This is a genomic window from Afifella sp. H1R (assembly GCF_021462425.1).
GTDB lineage: Bacteria > Pseudomonadota > Alphaproteobacteria > Rhizobiales > Afifellaceae > Afifella > Afifella aestuarii.
This window is the reverse complement of sequence record NZ_JAKEDY010000001.1, coordinates 1697723-1714352: the sequence shown is the minus strand read 5'-3', so window position 1 is coordinate 1714352 and position 16630 is coordinate 1697723. Positions and strand designations below refer to the sequence as shown.

13 protein-coding genes are annotated in these 16630 nt (G+C 65.3%); 5 read left to right on the top strand and 8 right to left on the bottom strand.

Features of this window, described 5'->3' with window-relative positions:
• Positions 1-7: 7 nt before the first annotated feature.
• The 7 genes from L0F51_RS08170 to L0F51_RS08140 form a co-directional block, all read right to left on the bottom strand.
• Entirely contained in the window at positions 8-1582 is a 1575-nt protein-coding gene (locus L0F51_RS08170; protein WP_234628703.1) for an NADH-quinone oxidoreductase subunit NuoF, read from the bottom strand.
• Positions 1579-2058, bottom strand: coding sequence for a formate dehydrogenase subunit gamma (locus L0F51_RS08165; RefSeq protein ID WP_128291285.1), 480 nt, complete (start codon positions 2056-2058; stop codon positions 1579-1581). The genes L0F51_RS08170 and L0F51_RS08165 overlap by 4 nt, the downstream gene beginning before the upstream one ends.
• Positions 2059-2179: 121 nt before the next feature.
• Positions 2180-3091 (bottom strand): LysR family transcriptional regulator, encoded by a 912-nt coding sequence (locus L0F51_RS08160; RefSeq protein ID WP_234628702.1) that lies wholly within the window; start codon positions 3089-3091, stop codon positions 2180-2182.
• A 219-nt stretch (positions 3092-3310) separates the two neighbouring features.
• Positions 3311-5041, bottom strand: a complete 1731-nt coding sequence (locus tag L0F51_RS08155; protein ID WP_234628701.1) for an OFA family MFS transporter — start codon at positions 5039-5041, stop codon at positions 3311-3313.
• Between the two features lie 310 nt (positions 5042-5351).
• Complete coding sequence (locus L0F51_RS08150) at positions 5352-7394, bottom strand: ATP-binding protein (RefSeq protein ID WP_234628700.1); 2043 nt, start codon at positions 7392-7394, stop codon at positions 5352-5354.
• A gap of 15 nt (positions 7395-7409) precedes the next feature.
• Positions 7410-8828 (bottom strand): sigma-54 dependent transcriptional regulator, encoded by a 1419-nt coding sequence (locus tag L0F51_RS08145; protein ID WP_234628699.1) that lies wholly within the window; start codon positions 8826-8828, stop codon positions 7410-7412.
• A gap of 179 nt (positions 8829-9007) precedes the next feature.
• Positions 9008-10246, bottom strand: coding sequence for an ROK family transcriptional regulator (locus tag L0F51_RS08140; RefSeq protein WP_234628698.1), 1239 nt, complete (start codon positions 10244-10246; stop codon positions 9008-9010).
• A 344-nt stretch (positions 10247-10590) separates the two neighbouring features.
• Between L0F51_RS08140 and L0F51_RS08135 the strand changes: the two genes are divergently transcribed.
• Positions 10591-11535 carry a carbohydrate kinase gene (locus L0F51_RS08135; protein ID WP_234628697.1) on the top strand — a complete coding sequence of 315 codons (945 nt, stop codon included), beginning with the start codon at positions 10591-10593 and terminating at the stop codon, positions 11533-11535.
• Positions 11536-11588: 53 nt separating this feature from the next.
• On the opposite strand, the gene L0F51_RS08130 is transcribed toward L0F51_RS08135, so the two are convergent.
• Positions 11589-11840, bottom strand: a complete 252-nt coding sequence (locus tag L0F51_RS08130; protein WP_234628696.1) for a DUF1127 domain-containing protein — start codon at positions 11838-11840, stop codon at positions 11589-11591.
• A 293-nt stretch (positions 11841-12133) separates the two neighbouring features.
• Here L0F51_RS08130 and L0F51_RS08125 point away from each other — a divergent pair, with 293 nt between their 5' ends.
• The 4 genes from L0F51_RS08125 to L0F51_RS08110 all read left to right on the top strand — a co-directional run bounded on the left by L0F51_RS08125 (position 12134) and on the right by L0F51_RS08110 (position 16612).
• A complete protein-coding gene (locus tag L0F51_RS08125; protein WP_234628695.1) occupies positions 12134-13045 on the top strand; it encodes a LysR family transcriptional regulator in 912 nt (303 codons plus the stop codon).
• 381 nt (positions 13046-13426) lie between these two features.
• The gene (locus tag L0F51_RS08120) at positions 13427-14740 is read left to right on the top strand and encodes a sugar ABC transporter substrate-binding protein (protein WP_234628694.1); all 1314 of its coding nucleotides are present in this window, start codon (positions 13427-13429) and stop codon (positions 14738-14740) included.
• 165 nt (positions 14741-14905) lie between these two features.
• Positions 14906-15778, top strand: a complete 873-nt coding sequence (locus L0F51_RS08115; RefSeq protein WP_234628693.1) for a carbohydrate ABC transporter permease — start codon at positions 14906-14908, stop codon at positions 15776-15778.
• Between the two features lie 3 nt (positions 15779-15781).
• On the top strand, positions 15782-16612 hold the full coding sequence (locus tag L0F51_RS08110) for a carbohydrate ABC transporter permease (protein WP_234628692.1): 831 nt from the start codon (positions 15782-15784) through the stop codon (positions 16610-16612).
• Positions 16613-16630 lie beyond the last annotated feature (18 nt).

The window sequence follows — 16630 nt, the reverse complement described above, 5'->3', positions numbered from 1 at the left end:
CTCGGTTTTACTCGGCGGCTTCGGCGAAGGGGGTGGGGCGGAAATCGTCGGGGAAATGTTCGATCGCGCTCAGGACCGGGAAGGGCGTGAAGCCCCCGAGGGCACAGAGCGAACCGAAGCGCATGGTCTGGCAGAGGTCGGTCATGAGGGCGATCTGCGCGTCAGGATCCTCGCCCGCCGCGATCCTGTCGACGACCTCGACACCGCGCACGGAGCCGATGCGGCAGGGGGTGCACTTGCCGCAGGATTCAATGGCGCAGAATTCCATGGCGAAGCGGGCCTGCTTCAGCATGTCGACGGTGTCGTCGAAGACGACGATGCCGGCATGGCCGATCAGGCCGTTCTTCGCCGTATAGGCTTCGTAATCGAAGATCGTGTCGAAGAGGGCGAGCGGGAAATAGGCGCCGAGCGGGCCGCCGACCTGCACCGCCTTGACCGGGCGGCCGCTTCTGGTGCCGCCGCCGATCTCGTCGACGAGCTCGTGCAAGGTGAGGCCGAAGGCGATCTCGAAGAGGCCGCCATTCTTGACGTTGCCCGCGATCTGGATCGGGATCGTGCCATGCGAATGGCCGACGCCGAAATCGCGGAAGAATTCCGGCCCGTGGTCGAGGATCGCCGGCACGGTCGCAAGCGAGATGACGTTGTTGACGACGGTCGGGCGGCCGAGAAAGCCCTCATGCGCGGGAAGCGGCGGCTTGGCGCGCACGACGCCGCGCTTGCCTTCCAGGCTGTTCAGGAGCGAGGTTTCCTCGCCGCAGACATAGGCGCCGGCGCCCATGCGGATTTCCATGTCGAAGGCGTGGCCCGAGCCCAGAATGTCGGGGCCGAGAAAGCCGTGGCTGCGGGCAATGGCGATCGCGTCGCGCATCGTCGCAATCGCATGCGGATATTCGGAGCGGGTGTAGACGTAGCCGCGCGTCGCGCCGGTGGCGAGGCCCGCGATCACCATGCCCTCGATCAGCATGAAGGGGTCGCCCTCCATGATCATGCGGTCGGAATAGGTGCCGCTGTCGCCCTCGTCGGCGTTGCAGACGATGTATTTCTGCTCGCCTTTCGCTTCGGCGACGGTCTTCCACTTGATGCCGGTCGGGAAGCCGGCGCCGCCGCGACCGCGGAGCCCCGACGTGATCATCGTCTCGACGATCTCTTCGGGCGTCATCATGACGGCATTGCGCAGCCCCTTCAGGCCGCCATGCGCCTCGTAATCGGCCGGATCGAGCGGATCGATGATGCCGCAGCGCGCGAAGGTGAGGCGGGTCTGGCGGGCGAGGAAGGGGATTTTTTCGGTTTCGCCCTGGGCGAGGGGGTGGTCGCCGCCCGTGAGAAAGCCCGCATCGAAGAGAGAGGCGACGTCGCCCGGAGCGACCGGGCCATAGGCGAGACGGCCGTCTTCGGTCGCCACCTCGACCATCGGCTCCAGGAAGAAGAGGCCGCGGGAGCCGTTGCGGATGAGACGGATATCGAGACCGCGGGCCTCCGCCTCGCGAGCGATTTCGGCCGCGACCTTGTCGGCGCCGAGCGCCAGCGCGCCGGCATCGCGCGGGACGTAAACCTTGATGGGGCCTTTGACGGGATCGGTCATCGCCGGGCCTCGTCGAGAAGCGGGGCGAGGCGGGTTTCGTCGAGGCGGCCGGTCACCTCGCCGTCGAGCATCGCGGCCGGGGCGCAGGAGCAGAGGCCGAGGCAGTAGACGGGTTCGAGCGTGACGGCGCCGTCGGGCGTCGTCTCATGCCAGTCGATGCCGAGGGCCGAGCGCACGCGGTCGGCGATTTTTTCGCCGCCCATCGACTGGCAGGCCTCGGCGCGGCAGACCTTCAGCACATGGCGGCCGGAGGGGGTGTGGTGGAAGTCGGGATAGAAGCTGACGACGCCATGGACTTCGGCGCGGCTCAGATTGAGGCGGTTGGCGATGACCGGCACGGCCTCTTCCGGCACGCAGCCGAACTCTTCCTGGAGATCGTGCAGGATCGGCAGGAGCGGGCCTTCGAGGGCGGCGTTGGCATCGACGATCGCTGTGGCGCGGACGGCAATGTCCGCTGCGCCTGTCTGGGCAGTCATTCTTCCTCCCATGGCCGGCGATTGTTTTTGCCGGATTTCTTATTGCGGTAATTTTGACGCGCGACGTCATGTCTTATCAATAGCGTTATCCCGTCGAGTGATCGGGAAAACCTATCGAGCGCTAGGCCGAGGGTTGTTTCTCTCGGGGCAGAAGCTGCGAGACCTTGCGGGCTTCGGCGAGAAGGGCGGCAAGAACCGGCGTGTGCGGCTCGCGGTAGGCGGCGACGAGGCCGATGCTTTCCACGGCCTCCGGTTCCACGATCGGGATCGCCGTTAGATTGTCCAGACGTCCGAAGGCGTCCACCAGCCGCCAGGGCATGACGCTCGACCAGCGGCCGGTGCGCACATGGGCGAAGAGGGTGATGACGGAGTTGGATTCGAGCGTCGGATTGGCGCTCGCACCGGCCTCGCCCATCTTCTGATTGACGATGCGGCGGTTCTGCATGTCGGGCGTCAACAGGCAGAGCGGCGCGGCCGCCACCTCTTTCCAGGTGATGCTCGACTTGCCGGCATGCGGCCCGTCCGCCTGGGTGACGAAGGCGTAGCGCTCCTCGTAGAGCGGCACGGTGGTGACGCGGCCGAGCGGCTCGTTGTCGAGATAGGTGATGCCGACATCGATCTCGAGATTTTCCAGAAGCGACAGGATCTCGACCGAATTGCGCGACAGGACGGTGAAGGTGATGCCGGGATGGGCCTCCGCAAAGGGCGCGGTCAGCTCGGCGACGGCGGAGAGCGCCGTCGGGATGGCGGCGATGCGCAGATGCCCGGAGAGGCCGTAGCGCGCAGTTCTCAGGTCCTCCTGCATGGAGCGGACGTCGGCGACGATGCGGCGCGCCCATTCCAGGACGCGCTGGCCTTCCGGCGTCAGCCCCTGATAGCGCGAGCCGCGGCGCACCAGCATGACGCCGAACTGATCTTCGAGCTGCTTGATCGCCGAGGAGAGCGTCGGCTGGGTGACGCGGCAATCCTCTGCGGCGCGGCCGAAATGTTTTTCGCGGGCAAGCGCGATGAACATTTCCAGCTTGTCGATCATGAGCGTCTCCCGCCGCCTTGCGGATCTTCGGCCCGCCTGCGACGTGCCCACGATACAGGATGCGGGCGTTGAGAAAAGCCGGACGGGGCAAGGGCCCGGTCATGGCGATGAGAGAGGGCCGGGCGCGACGCTCGGCCTGGGAGCTAAACGGCGGCCGGGTGACGCGCCCTGCCGCAGGGGAAAAAGACGGCCGGGCATGATGCCCGGCCGCAAGTCCCATCATTCGGCGGCGGCGACGACGCGCCCTTCGATCTCCTCCGTCGTCTCGTCGATATGGTGCTTCTCGTGCACCGGACGGACGAGGGAATTGGCGATGAGCGCGAGCACCAGGAGCCCCGCCATGCAGTACATGGTGGTGTTGTAGAGGCTCGGCGTCGGATCGACGGTGCCGGCGGGGGCGATCTCCATCAGCCGGCCGATCGTCACCGTATTGGCGGCGATCATCTGGTCGAGCTGATCGATGCCGGCGCCGAATTTCTCCCGGAAGACGGAAGGATCGATGCGGGCCGCGAGATCGTGGATCGCGTTCGACAGGGACATTTCCCGCAGCTGCGTGATGGCGAGGGGGCCGAGAACGCCCGCGGTGCTCCACGCCGTCAGAAGCCGGCCATGGATGCCGCCCACATATTTGGTGCCAAAAATGTCGGCGAGATAGGCGGGGATGGTGGCAAAGCCGCCGCCATACATGGTGAAGATGATCATCGTCGCGGCGTAGAACATGACGAGCCACGTCACCGCCGGATCGACGCTCACCTGCTGGGCCGCAAACGGGATCGACAGATAGAGGATCGTGCCAAGAACGAAGAAGCAATAATAGGTGTTCTTGCGGCCGATATAGTCCGATGCCGAAGCCCACAGGAAGCGGCCGACCATGTTGAAGACCGAGATCATGAAGACGTAGGTCGCCGCGAAGGCGGAGTTCACGATCAACGGCAGGGTGGTGCCAAAAATCTCCGTCATCATGGTCTTGGCGACGCCGATGACGCCGATGCCCGCGGTGACGTTGAAGCAGAGCACGATCCACAGAAGATAGAATTGCGGCGTCTTCAGCGCCTGGTCGATGTGGACGTCGTTGTCGGAGATCATCTTGCGCTGGGCGACATGCGCGGCGGCCGGCTCCCAACCGGCCGGCTTCCAGCCCTCCCGCGGTACGCGGTAGGAGAAGGAGGCGATGACCATGACGACGAAGTAGATGACGCCGAGGGTGAAGAAGGTCATCGCGGCGCCGGTGTTGCCGGTGCCGGCGACGTAGATGCCGGGCTCGATGGCGACGGGGGCTGCGGCGACCTGTTTGGCACCGGCGACGACGACCTCGACCATCTGGCCGTTGACCTCGGCCATGCGGCGACCGCCCTCGGTGACGAGGGAGACGGCGCTTTCCGGCCCGAGATAGGTCGGAACCTCATAGAAGGTGCGCAGCAGAAATTCCTTGATCGGCGTGGCGATCATGGCGCCGCCGCCAAAGCCCATGATGGCCATGCCGGTCGCCATGCCGCGCCGGTCCGGGAACCAGCGGATCAGGGTCGAGACGGGCGAGACATAGCCGAGGCCGAGGCCGCAGCCGCCGATGACGCCGTAGCCGAGATAGACGAGCCAGAGCTGGTGGGTGACGATGCCGAGGCCGCCGACGATGAAGCCGCCGCCCCAGCAGAGCGCCGCGACGACCCCGACCATGCGCGGGCCGACTTCTTCGAGCCACTTGCCGGCGAAGGCCGCGGCAAGGCCCAGAAAGACGATGGCGACGGAGAAGATCCAGACGACGGATTGCAGGCTCCAGTCACCGGCGGAGGCGGCGACGACGCCGAATTCACGCGTCAGCGGCGGGTTGAAGATACTCCAGGCATAGACGGAGCCGATGCACAGATGGATGGCGATCGAGGCCGGCGGAACCTTCCAACGGTTGAAGTTCTCGCCGGCGACGATGTGTTCCTTCTTGAGGCTGTCGAACATGTCGCGATTTTCCCTCCCGGGCTCGCCCCGCCGCGCCGCGTGATCGCGGTCTTTCGGCAAGTGAGCGCCCCTTGTCGTTTCCTCCCTGCGCGGAGCATGGCCGCGCAGCGCCCGCCCGTTTTTTCGGCGTGGCGTGAGGACGCTACGCAAGAGGGATGCCAGAACGGGGGAGGCGGGAAAGCCGCGGTTTTCCGGGAGTCTTGTCGAGGGGCAGAAGGACAAAACGTCCCTCGGGCGGGAAGAGACGTCAGCAAAAATAGGACAAATTGTCTCTGTGACGCCGAGGGCGTGGCGGGGCGATCTGGTGCCGTCAGCGCGCTTCGGGAAGCCAGATCACGAAGGTCGTGCCTTCGCCCGGCGTGCTTGTGACCGTCAGGGAGCCGCCCTGCTGAACGATCAGCGTCTGGCTGATCGAGAGGCCGAGGCCGGTGCCCTCCTGGCGCTTGGTGGTGAAGAAGGGATCGAAGATTTTCGACAGCACCTCCGGGGGGATGCCGGTGCCGGTGTCTTCGACCGCGATCTGAATGCCCGGCGTGCCGTCGCGATCCGTATCGGAGGTCGTAATCGTCAGCCGGCCGCCCTCCGGCATGGCGTGGATGGCGTTGACGATGAGGTTGACCAGCACCTGCTGCAGCTCGGTGCGGTTCATGAGGACGAGGCGGGTGGCGGTGTAGCGGCGCGCCACCTCGATCTCCGCCTTGTTGAGGAGATGCTGGACGAGGGGCAGGCAGTCGGCGACGACGTCGGCGGGGGCGTGGCTCTCGACGAAGCCCGCATATTCCTCCGGCCGGGCGAATTGCAGGAGCTTCGTCACGATCTGGCCGATGCGGTCGATCTGTTCGTCGATGAGGCGGATCTCCGTTTCGGCGGGGGCGGCGGCGTCGCCGAGGATCGAGCGCATGACTTCGAGATTGCCCTGCATGACGGCGACGGGATTGTTGATCTCGTGGGCGACGCCCGCCGTGATCTCGCCGATGGCCGCGAGCTTTTCCGACATGATGAGCTGTTTCGTCGTCGCCTCGAGCTGGCGGTTCGCTTCGCTCAGCTCGCGCGTGCGGTCCGCGACGCGGGCGTTGAGCTCCTCGTTCCAGGAGCGGAGTTGCCGGTCGCGCTCCTGCACCTGATCGAGAAGCCCGTCGAGATGGGCGGCGACGCGGGCGATCTCGTCTTCATTGTCGGGAAGGGCGGTGCGGGCGCTCATATCGCCGGCCTCCACCTTGGAGATCGTCTCCGTCATGCGCTCCAAGGGGCGGAAGACGGAGCCCGCCCAGCGCAGGAAGAGCGGCACGCTCAAGGCGGTGACGGCGGCGAAGGCGGCGATGAGGGTGAGAAGCGAGACGAGCTTGGTGCGCTGAAACGGTGCTTCCAGGAACCCGACATAGAGCATGCCGACGCGGCGCCCGAAACTGTCGGTGATCGGCTCGTAGGCGGAGATGTACCAGTCGTTGACGACGAAGGCGCTGTCGAGCCAGACGCGGCCTTCGCCGAGGACGGCGGAACGCACGGCGGCGGAGACGCGGGTGCCGAGGGCGCGCTTGTCCTCGAAAAGCCGGACATTGGTGGAGACGCGCACATCGTCGAGAAAAAGGGTCGCCGTGCCCTGGCTGCCGGCGGGCAGGCTCTCCTCGCGGTAGACGAGGTCGTTGATCGTATCGATGAAGACGAGGTTCTGATTGAGGAGGAGGCCGCCGACGAGGGCGGCGGGGCCCTGGCCGGGCAGTCTGACGGGGCTTGCCGAATGCACGACCATGCCGCGGGTTTCGGCCGTCTTGTCGGTCGGCACGGCGTTGGGCGTGTCGACGAGGGGAAGGCGCGCCTGCGCGGCAAGCGCCGGCGAAATGGCGGCGAGGTCGTCGCCGGAAAAGATGTCGATTGCCGTCGTGGGCTTGCCGGCAAGGGCGCTTTGGACGACCGGCCGGTCGCCCGAAAGGTTCGGGGCTGCGCCGGACGGGGAAGTGGCGCGCACGCCGTCGCCTGTGCTGACGAGATAGAGAAAATCGAGGCCGAGCGCCTTGCGGCTCTTCTCCAGATAAGATGCGAGCGGGGCGGGCGCGCCGGCCTCGACCACGTCCCGGAATTCGGCGGAGCGGCCGAGCGCGTCGATCTCGTCGCCGGTCGTCTCCAGGATGCGGTTGAAATACTGGTCGGCGATGGTGAGGTCGCCATGCACCTTCGACTTCAGAAGCTGGTCGAATTTCGCGTTCCAGCGGACGATGGTGACGCCGAGAAGAAGCGGCAGGATGACGAAGGTCGGCAGGAGCGCGATCGCCAGGAGGCGGAAGCGAACCGAGCGGTGGCGGCCGATTTTTTCGCCGATCCTCTCAGGGCCGGGCTGCGCCGGCTCCAAACTCATCTCAGCGGCTCCAGCTCAGAGGTTCCAGGCTGAGCATTTGCGATCGATGGTCTTGCGCGAGATGCCGAGGCGGCGGGCGGCCTCGGCGCGGTTGCCGCCGGTCGCTTCCAGAACGCGCAGGATATGGCGGCGCTCCACCTCTTCGAGTGCTTCGCCCGGTTCGCCGGTGATATCGGGGGCGTGCGTGCCTTCCGCGCCGGGGGCGGGATCGCCGCGAAATTCCGGCGGGAAGCGGCCGAGGATGAGCGAGCGCTCGATGAGGTTGCGGAGCTCGCGGACATTGCCGGGCCAGTCATAGGCGGCGAGGCCCGCGCGTACCGCGGCATCGATTTCGACCGGGGGCATGCCGAGCTGCTTCGACAGGCGCTGCATGAAGAGGGTGGCGAGCTCGATCACGTCCTCGCCGCGGGCGGCGAGCGGCGGCATGGCGATCTGCATGACGTTGATGCGGTAGAAGAGATCGGTGCGGAAGCGGCCCTCTTCGACGGCGGTTTCGAGGTCGGCATTGGTGGCAAAGATGAAGCGCACATCGACCGGCACTTCGCGCTCCGAGCCGACCGGGCGCACGCGCCGGTCTTCGATCGTGCGCAGGAGCTTGCTCTGCATGGCAAGCGGCAGTTCGGCGATCTCGTCGAGAAAGAGCGTGCCGCCATGGGCATGGATGAAGAGGCCCTCGCGGCCCGCATCGGCGCCGGTGAAGGCGCCTTTGAGGTGGCCGAAAAGCTCCGCCTCCAGCATGTCGGTCGGCATGGCGGCGCAATTGACGGCGACGAAGGGCTTGTCGGCGCGCTCGGAGAGGGCGTGGATGGAGCGCGCCGCCACCTCCTTGCCCGTGCCGGACTGGCCGGTGATGAGAACCGAGGTCGGCAGGGGCGCCACGCGGGCGATGGTGTCGCGCACCTCGCCGATGCCGGCGGAATGGCCGATCAGCTTGTCGCGCAGCAGCATGTGATCGGCGGTGGAGCGCAATTCGTGGCGCAGGACATGGATTTCGCGCTGCAGACGGATGCGGTCGAGGCAGCGCGCGACGGCGTTGAGGATCTGGTTGGAGCGAAAGGGTTTCAAGACGAAATCGACGGCGCCGGCGCGCAGCGCCTGGATGGCGGTTTCGAGATCGGCATAGGCGGTGATCAGGATCGCATCGGCGAAAAGGCCGATCTCGCGCTGTTCCGTCAGCCATTCGACGCCGCTCTTGCCGGGCATGATGTTGTCGAGAATGACGACGTCGAAATGATGCTCGTCGAGCCTTTTGGAGGCTTCGGCCGTGTCGGCGGCCTCTTCCAGGCGCTTGCAGCGGGGCTTCAGCGTGCGGACGAGAAAATTGCGCATGCCCGGCTCGTCGTCGACGACGAGGATCGAGGCCTGGGCGAGCCAGGGCCCGAATTCGGGAACGCGCGGCGCAGGCTCAACGCTGCGCGCGGCAGTGAGGCTCATGGGGCGAGGCTCATGGGGGCGAGACTCATGGACGGTCCTCAAGAGGGTTTCCTCGGTTTCTCGCGAGGATGGACCCCCGAGAGAAATCGTTTTCTTGTTTGGAGCCATGATGGGCACAAGCCGGCCCGAATGCAAAGAGCGGGCGGACAGCGCCTGCGGATTGCGGCTGCGGACGGCGGCTATCCGGCCTGCGGCTCGTTTGCGAACGAAGGCGCGGCTTCGGCGTCGCTCTGGCGCGTAATCGTCTGGCGCACGAGGAGGTCGGTGTTCGGCGAAAAGCGTGCCTGGAGCGGCAGCATGGCGGCGCCCAGAACCCGCGCCATCGGCCCGACAGAGCCTGAGACGATCTCGGCCCGGCTGAGGCCGAGGCGGTTGAAATCCTGCACGGCCTCGGCGAGGTGGCCGGTGATGCGGGTGCGCCAGGCCGGTGGCAGCAGGCCGTCGACCACGATCGTCTCGAAATCGATGACGCTCATGGCCGAGATGACGGCGCGGGCCATTTCCTCTGCCGCCTGCAGGGCCCAGACATCGAAGATACGTGCCGCCCCCGGAACGTCGTCGCCGCGCAGAAGCGCCTCGCCGGCGTCGATGCCTTCCTCGATGAAGGCCTGCTGCAGCTGGATGATGGAGGCGGTGTGGATGAGCTGCTGCGGCGCGCCCGTGGCGCTCTGATGGGCGGTCGGCATGGAGCCGATGGCGCCGGCGTTGAACTGCTCGCCGCGATAGAGCTTGCCGTCGATGACGATGCCGCCGCCGATGAAGGTGCCGAGATAAAGGTAGAGCGCGCTGCGGCGGGTGACGGCATCGCCCAGGATGACTTCCGCGGCGCAGGCGGCCGTCGCGTCGTTGTGGAGGGAGGCGGGGAGGCCCGTCGCCTCCTGAAGCGCTGCGGCGACGTCGATGTCGCGCCAGGCGTCGAGGGTGCCCGGCGCGAGATCGAGCTCCGGCGCCCAGGACTCAAGCTCGCTCGGCATGGCGATGCCGAGGCCGACGACGCGCTTTCTGGAGGAGGCGTCGAGGGAGGCGAGAAGGTCGCTCGCCTGGGCGATGGCGAGGCGGACCGTCTCTTCGGGCAGGGGTGCGTCGTAGCTTTCCTGGGCGGATGCGATGACCTCGCCCAGAAGATTGACCAGGATCGCCTCGACGCTGCGGCGGCCGATCTTGACGCCGAGAGAAAAGGCGCCCTTCGGATTGGGGGCGATCGGGGTCGACGGCTGGCCGACCTGGCCGCGGACCTTGTCGCGCTTGATGAGGAGACCTTCGGCGAGGAGGCGGTTGACGATGACCGAGGCGGCCTGGCCGGAGAGGCCGGTCTCGCGCGCGATCTCCGCCTTCGACAAGGCGCCGGCGCGCAGGAGCGCGTGGATGATCAGGCGCTCGTTGTAGGCGCGCAGCCCGGTTGTGTCTCCGCCTCGCATCTCGCCGTGCCTTCGCAGTCCTTGCGGTTCGTCCTCTTGCGGCAGGGCAGGCTAGCCGAAAGGAAATTAAAAAACCAATGTGATTTAGTTATTGACTTTAGGTGTCCGATGTGGATGGGTACGTGCGCCATGGCTGCCGGTCAGGCGGCGCTGCGCTGCCCATCTCTGGGGGTCGGCTCGTGTGGAAGCCGCCGGCCCGAGCGCGGCGCCGCCGGCCATCCCGGCCCGCCGAGCAAGATCATAAGGCCGGAAAGACAGGCCACAAACGGGCCGAGAAAAACAGGCAGCCGGCGGGAGGAGAAGATGCAGCGAGGCTTTCCTCACATTCCGACAGGAGCGGCCTGATGTTCGTCGTCTGCGGCGAGGCGCTCTGGGATCTTTACGGTTCGGATCAGGGCGAAGGGCTCTCTTTCGACGCGCGCATCGGCGGATCGCCTTTCAACGTCGCCGTCGGGCTCGCGCGTCTCGACCAGGAGGCGGCGCTCTTCACCGGTCTTTCGACCGATCTTCTGGGCGAAAAGCTTTTTGCGGCACTCAAGACGGAAGGCGTGGAGACCGGGTTTCTTCTGCGCTCCAGCCGACGCACGACCTTGAGCCTGGTGACGCTCGGCAAAGACGGCTCGCCGTCTTATGCGTTTTATGGAGACGGGGCGGCGGACCGGGCCGTCAACCTGTCCGATCTGCCGGTTTTCAGCCGCGATATCTGGGGCGTGCATGCCGGCTCGTTTTCACTCGTCACCGAACCGATCGGCACGAGCCTGCTGTCGCTTCTGGGGCGAGAGGCGGGCGAGCGGCTGGTGACGCTCGATCCCAATGTGCGGCTCAACGTGGAGCCGGATCTATCCCTCTGGCGCGAACGCCTCGATGCGTTTCTGCCGACGACGGATCTCGTCAAGGTGAGCGAGGAGGATCTCGCACTTCTTTATCCGAGCGCGCCGCCGGCGGAGACCGCCGAACGCTGGCGGGCGGCAGGCGCGACCCTGGTCGTCGTCACTTATGGCCGGGAGGGGGCGGAAGCCTTCGGCTCGTTCGGACGGGTGTCCGTCAAAGGCTCCGAGGTCGACGTCGTCGATACGGTCGGGGCGGGCGACAGTTTCATGGCCGCCTTGATCGCAGGCCTTTCAGAGCGCTCGACGAAATCGCGCGAGGCGCTTTCCATGCTGCGGCGGGACGAGGTGGAGGCGCTTCTCGCCTTCGCCACGGAGGCGGCCGGCATCACCTGCGGACGCCGCGGCGCCGATCCGCCCCGGCGAGCGGAGCTTGGTGCTGCCGCCAGCCTGGACGGGTGATGGAGGTTTTTCGAGCGGTCTTGCGAACGGACGGCCGACCGGAGAACGGCCGATCAGGCGCGGGCGCGGCCGTAGGCGCCTTCATACGCGACGCGACGGATTTCGCTGCGGTCGAAGCCCATATCGGCGAGGTCGCGGTCGTGATAGCGCTGAAGCTCGCGCACGAGTTCGCCATACTGGTAGCGCTGCTTCACGGACGTCCAGACGCGCGAGAAGAGGGTGCGCGCGCCATCGCCCATCGATACGGTCGAGGCCGGTGCGGCGAGCGGCCCGGAAGCGGGGCGTGCGAGAGTGAGGGTCTTCATGTGGCTTCTCCATCATGGGACGGCAGGGGGATTGCCGTCTAAAATTTCGGTTCGGGGGCCGGCAGTCTGCCTCGACGGGCTTTCGCCAACCTGTGCTGCATTGCGGTAGTCGCCTGCAACCGCTCTTTGGTGCGCTCCCACGAACCCGTTTTTATCTTGATGGTGTCGGGCCCTACGCCGATATTGCGGCGCAATATAATCGTGCTGTGATGCACAAATAATGACGGCGGCGGCGCTTGCGAAGGCGCCCTTGGGTCAAAGGGGCTGTGACCCAGCTGCAAAGCCGAGGTGTGATGGAACTTCCGAGCCAGATGATCCTGTTTGCGACCGTGGTGGAGAGCGAGAGCTTTTCGGCGGCGGCGCGCTCGCTCGGCCTGACGCCGTCGGCGGTCAGCCGGCAGATCGGATTTCTGGAAGATCGGCTCAAGGTGCGGCTTCTCAACCGCAGCAAGCACGGCCTGTCGCTGACGGAAGAGGGGCGCGCCTTCTACGAGCGCTGCGCCGATCTCGCGGCCAGGGTGTCGGAGGCGGAAAACCTCGCCACCGCGATCAGCGGCCAGCCGGTCGGGGTCCTGCGGATCGCGGCCACCGTCGCCTTCGCCAAGGCACAGCTTCTGCCGATCATGCCGGAGTTCATGGCGCGCTATCCGGAGCTCAAGGTCTCGCTCGAGGTGACGGATCGGCCGATCGATCTCGCGGCGGAGGGCATCGACGTCGCCATCCGCTTCACCGAGCAGGTGGAGGACAGTTTTGCGGTGGCGCGCAAGCTCGCCCGCAACCGGCGCGTGATCTGCGCGGCGCCCGCCTATCTGAAGCGCGCCGGGACCCCCACGACGCGCCAGGATCTCGCGCATCACAATTGCCTGCGCCTGTCGACCGTGACGCGCTGGAACGACTGGCATCTGGAAGGGGCGGAGGGGACCGATCCCGTGCCGCTCACCGGCAATTTCGAGGCGAACAGCGCCGATGCGATCTATCACGCGGCGCTTTCCGGCCTCGGGATCGCGCGGCTTTCGACCTATCTCGTCGGCGAGGACATCAAGGCCGGGCGGCTCGTCAGGCTCTTGCCGGATTACGCCGACGACGGGTCGGACATTCTGGCGCTCTATTCGGAGAAGCGGAATCTGTCGCCGCGGGTGCGCGCCTTCATCGATTATCTGAGCGCACATTTCGGCAGCGTGCCGCCCTGGGAGCGCGAAGAATAAACGCGCAGTCTCAGGATTTGAAACTCACCGGTTTTAAATTTTGGGAACACTGCGACATTGGCGCTAAGTCACGAGGGAATCGGGACTTATTCTGCTGCCCGATTAATTGCAAAATCAAAGTGATTTATTTATTTGACAGCGGCAAAACCGCGTGATCTAGTCTTGCGCAAGTTGCCGTCGGGTCTTTCCCTTCGTGCAGCGGACGACAATTTAGATATCCGAAGATGAGGCGAGGGCCGCGGTTTCGCGCAACTTCGCCCTTAATGTCCGTGCCGTTCGGTGCGGGCAGAGGGATGCGATATCGACATCCGGTGTCGTGTCTTTCCGATATTGATAAGCCGCGAGGCCTTCGGGCCAAAGACGCGGAACGGAGGAAACCTGATGAGACGCTCCATTTGGGTGGCCGGCGCTGTATCCGTCGCCGCCTTCACTGCCGCAGCGCATGCCGAAACGATCACCATCGCCACCGTCAACAATGGCGATATGATCCGCATGCAGAAGCTCGCCGAGGATTTCACCAAGAAGCACCCGGATATCCAGCTGGAATGGGTGACTTTGGAAGAAAACGTGCTGCGCCAGCGCGTGACGACGGATATCGCCACCAAGGGCGGTCAGTACGACGTCATGACCATCGGCAATTACGAGGTGCCGATCTGGGCGAAGCAGAACTGGCTCGTCGCGCTCGACGACATGCCGGACGGCTACGACACCGACGATATCCTGCCGGCGATCCGCAGTGCGCTGACCTATGAGGACAAGCTCTATGCGGCGCCGTTCTACGGGGAATCGGCGATGGTCATGTACCGCACCGATCTCGCCGAAAAGGCGGGCGTGGATATCCCCGATCAGCCGACCTGGTCGGATATCCAGAAAGCCGCCGAGGCGATGACGGACAAGTCGAACGACGTCTACGGTATCTGCCTGCGCGGCAAGCCGGGCTGGGGCGAGAACATGGCGTTTCTGACGGCCATGGCGAATTCCTACGGCGCGGCCTGGTTCGACAAGGATTGGAAGGCCCAGCTCGACAGCCCGGAATGGAAAGCGGCGGTCAACGACTACCTCGACATGATGAACGATTACGGCCCTCCGGGAGCCTCCTCGAACGGCTTCAACGAGAACCTGTCGCTCTTCCAGCAGGGCAAATGCGGCATCTGGATCGACGCCACGGTCGCCGCCTCCTTCGTGACCGATCCCGATGAATCGACCGTCGCCGACAAGGTCGCCTTTGCGCAGTTCCCGAACAAGGAAGGCGTCGACAACCACGGCAACTGGCTGTGGTCGTGGAACCTCGCCATTCCGACCTCGACGAATTCGGAAGATGCGGCCAAGCAGTTCATCGCCTGGGCGACGTCGAAGGATTACACCAAGCTCGTCGCCGACAAGGAAGGCTGGCGCGCGGCACCTCCGGGAACCCGTACCTCGCTCTACGAGAACAAGGAATACCAGAAGGAAGCGCCCTTCGCCGAGATGACCTTGAATTCGATGCAGGCGGCGACGCCCGACAAGCCGTCCGTTCAGGACGTGCCGTATACGGGCGGACAGTTCGTCGCCATTCCGGAATTCCAGGGCATCGGCACGGCCGTCGGGCAGATGTTCTCCGCCGCGCTTGCCGGGCAGATGAGTGCGGATCAGGCGATCCAGAACGCCCAGCAGCTGACGAACCGCGAGATGACGAAGGCCGGCTATCCGAAGTGATGCGCCGCGCGTGACCGGCCGCATATCGCCGGCTTCACGCACCTGCCTGGGGCGGTCGCCGACGCCGTGACCGCCTCGACATGATCGGCGCGGACGGATGCCGTTGCGGCGTCCGCCCGGGCCCTCTTCACCGGCTCGTTCCTCATCGCCCGAAAGGGTTCGCTCATGGCCACTGCGCATTCGCGTTCCGCCGCGCGACTGATGATCTCTCCCGCCGTGCTTCTTCTGCTCGGCTGGATGCTGATCCCCTTGTCGATGACGCTCTACTTCTCGTTCCTGCGCTACAATCTTCTGATGCCGGGAACGCACGATTTCATCGGCTTCATGAACTATCGGTTCTTCCTGACCGATCCGGCGTTCTTCTCCGCGCTCATCAACACGCTTCTTCTCGTCGGTGGCGTTCTCGTCATCACCATCTTCGGCGGCGTGCTTCTGGCGATCCTGCTCGATCAGCCGATGTGGGGGCAGGGGATCGTGCGGGTTCTGGTGATCGCGCCGTTCTTCGTCATGCCGACGGTCTCCGCGCTCGTGTGGAAGAACATGTTCATGAATCCCGTGAACGGGCTCTTCTCGAACATTTTTCGGGCGCTCGGGATGCAGCCCTTCGACTTTCTCGGTCAGGCGCCGCTCGCCTCGATCATCTGGATCGTGTCGTGGCAATGGCTGCCCTTTGCGACGCTCATCCTGCTGACGGCGCTGCAATCGCTCGACCGCGACCAGCTCGAAGCGGCGGAAATGGACGGGGCGGGGCCTTTGAGCCGATTCTTCCACATCATGCTGCCGCATCTGGCGCGCGCCATCACCGTCGTCGTGCTCATTCAGACGATCTTCCTGCTCTCGGTGTTCGCGGAGATCCTCGTCACCACCAATGGCGGGCCGGGCTATGCCACGACCAACATCACCTATCTCGTCTACGCCCAGTCGCTCCTGCAGTTCGATGTGGGCGGCGGGTCGGCCGGCGGCATCGTCGCCGTCATTCTCGCCAATATCGTCGCGATCTTCCTGATGCGGATGATCGGCAAGAACCTGGACGTCTGAGCCATGGCCCACACCCCCACGACAGGGCGCAAGCTCACCATGACGCTGATCGCCTGGACGATCGGGATTTTGATCTTCTTCCCGATCCTGTGGACGATCCTGACGAGCTTCAAGACGGAGGCGGAGGCGATCGCTTCGCCGCCCTCCTTCGTGTTCTTCGACTGGACGCTCGACAATTACACCGAGGTGCAGGAGCGCTCCGCCTATTTCCGGCATTTCTGGAATTCGGTGGTGATTTCGCTCGGCTCGACGGTTCTGGGCCTCCTCGTCGCCATCCCGGCGGCGTGGTCGATGGCCTTCGTGCCCGGCAAGCAGACCAAGAACGTGTTGATGTGGATGCTGTCGACCAAGATGCTGCCGCCCGTCGGCGTCTTGATCCCGATCTATCTCATCTTCCGCGATACCGGGCTGCTCGACACGCTTTTGGGCCTCGTCATCGTGGTGATGCTGATCAACCTGCCGATCATCATCTGGATGCTGTTCACGTATTTCCGCGAGATTCCGGGCGAGATCCTGGAGGCGGCGCGGATGGACGGGGCGGGGCTGCGCTCGGAGATCCTTTACGTGCTGACGCCGATGGCGGTGCCGGGGATCGCCTCGACGCTTCTCCTCAACATCATCCTCGCCTGGAACGAGGCGTTTTGGACCTTGAACCTGACGGCCGCGAAATCGGCGCCGCTGACGGCGTTCATCGCGTCTTATTCGAGCCCGGAGGGGCTTTTCTACGCCAAGCTTTCGGCCGCCTCGACCATGGCGATCGCGCCGATCCTGATCCTCGGCTGGTTCAGCCAGAAGCAGCTCGTGCGCGGCCTCACCTTTGGGGCGGTCAAATAGGGGCGCGACCAAGACGCG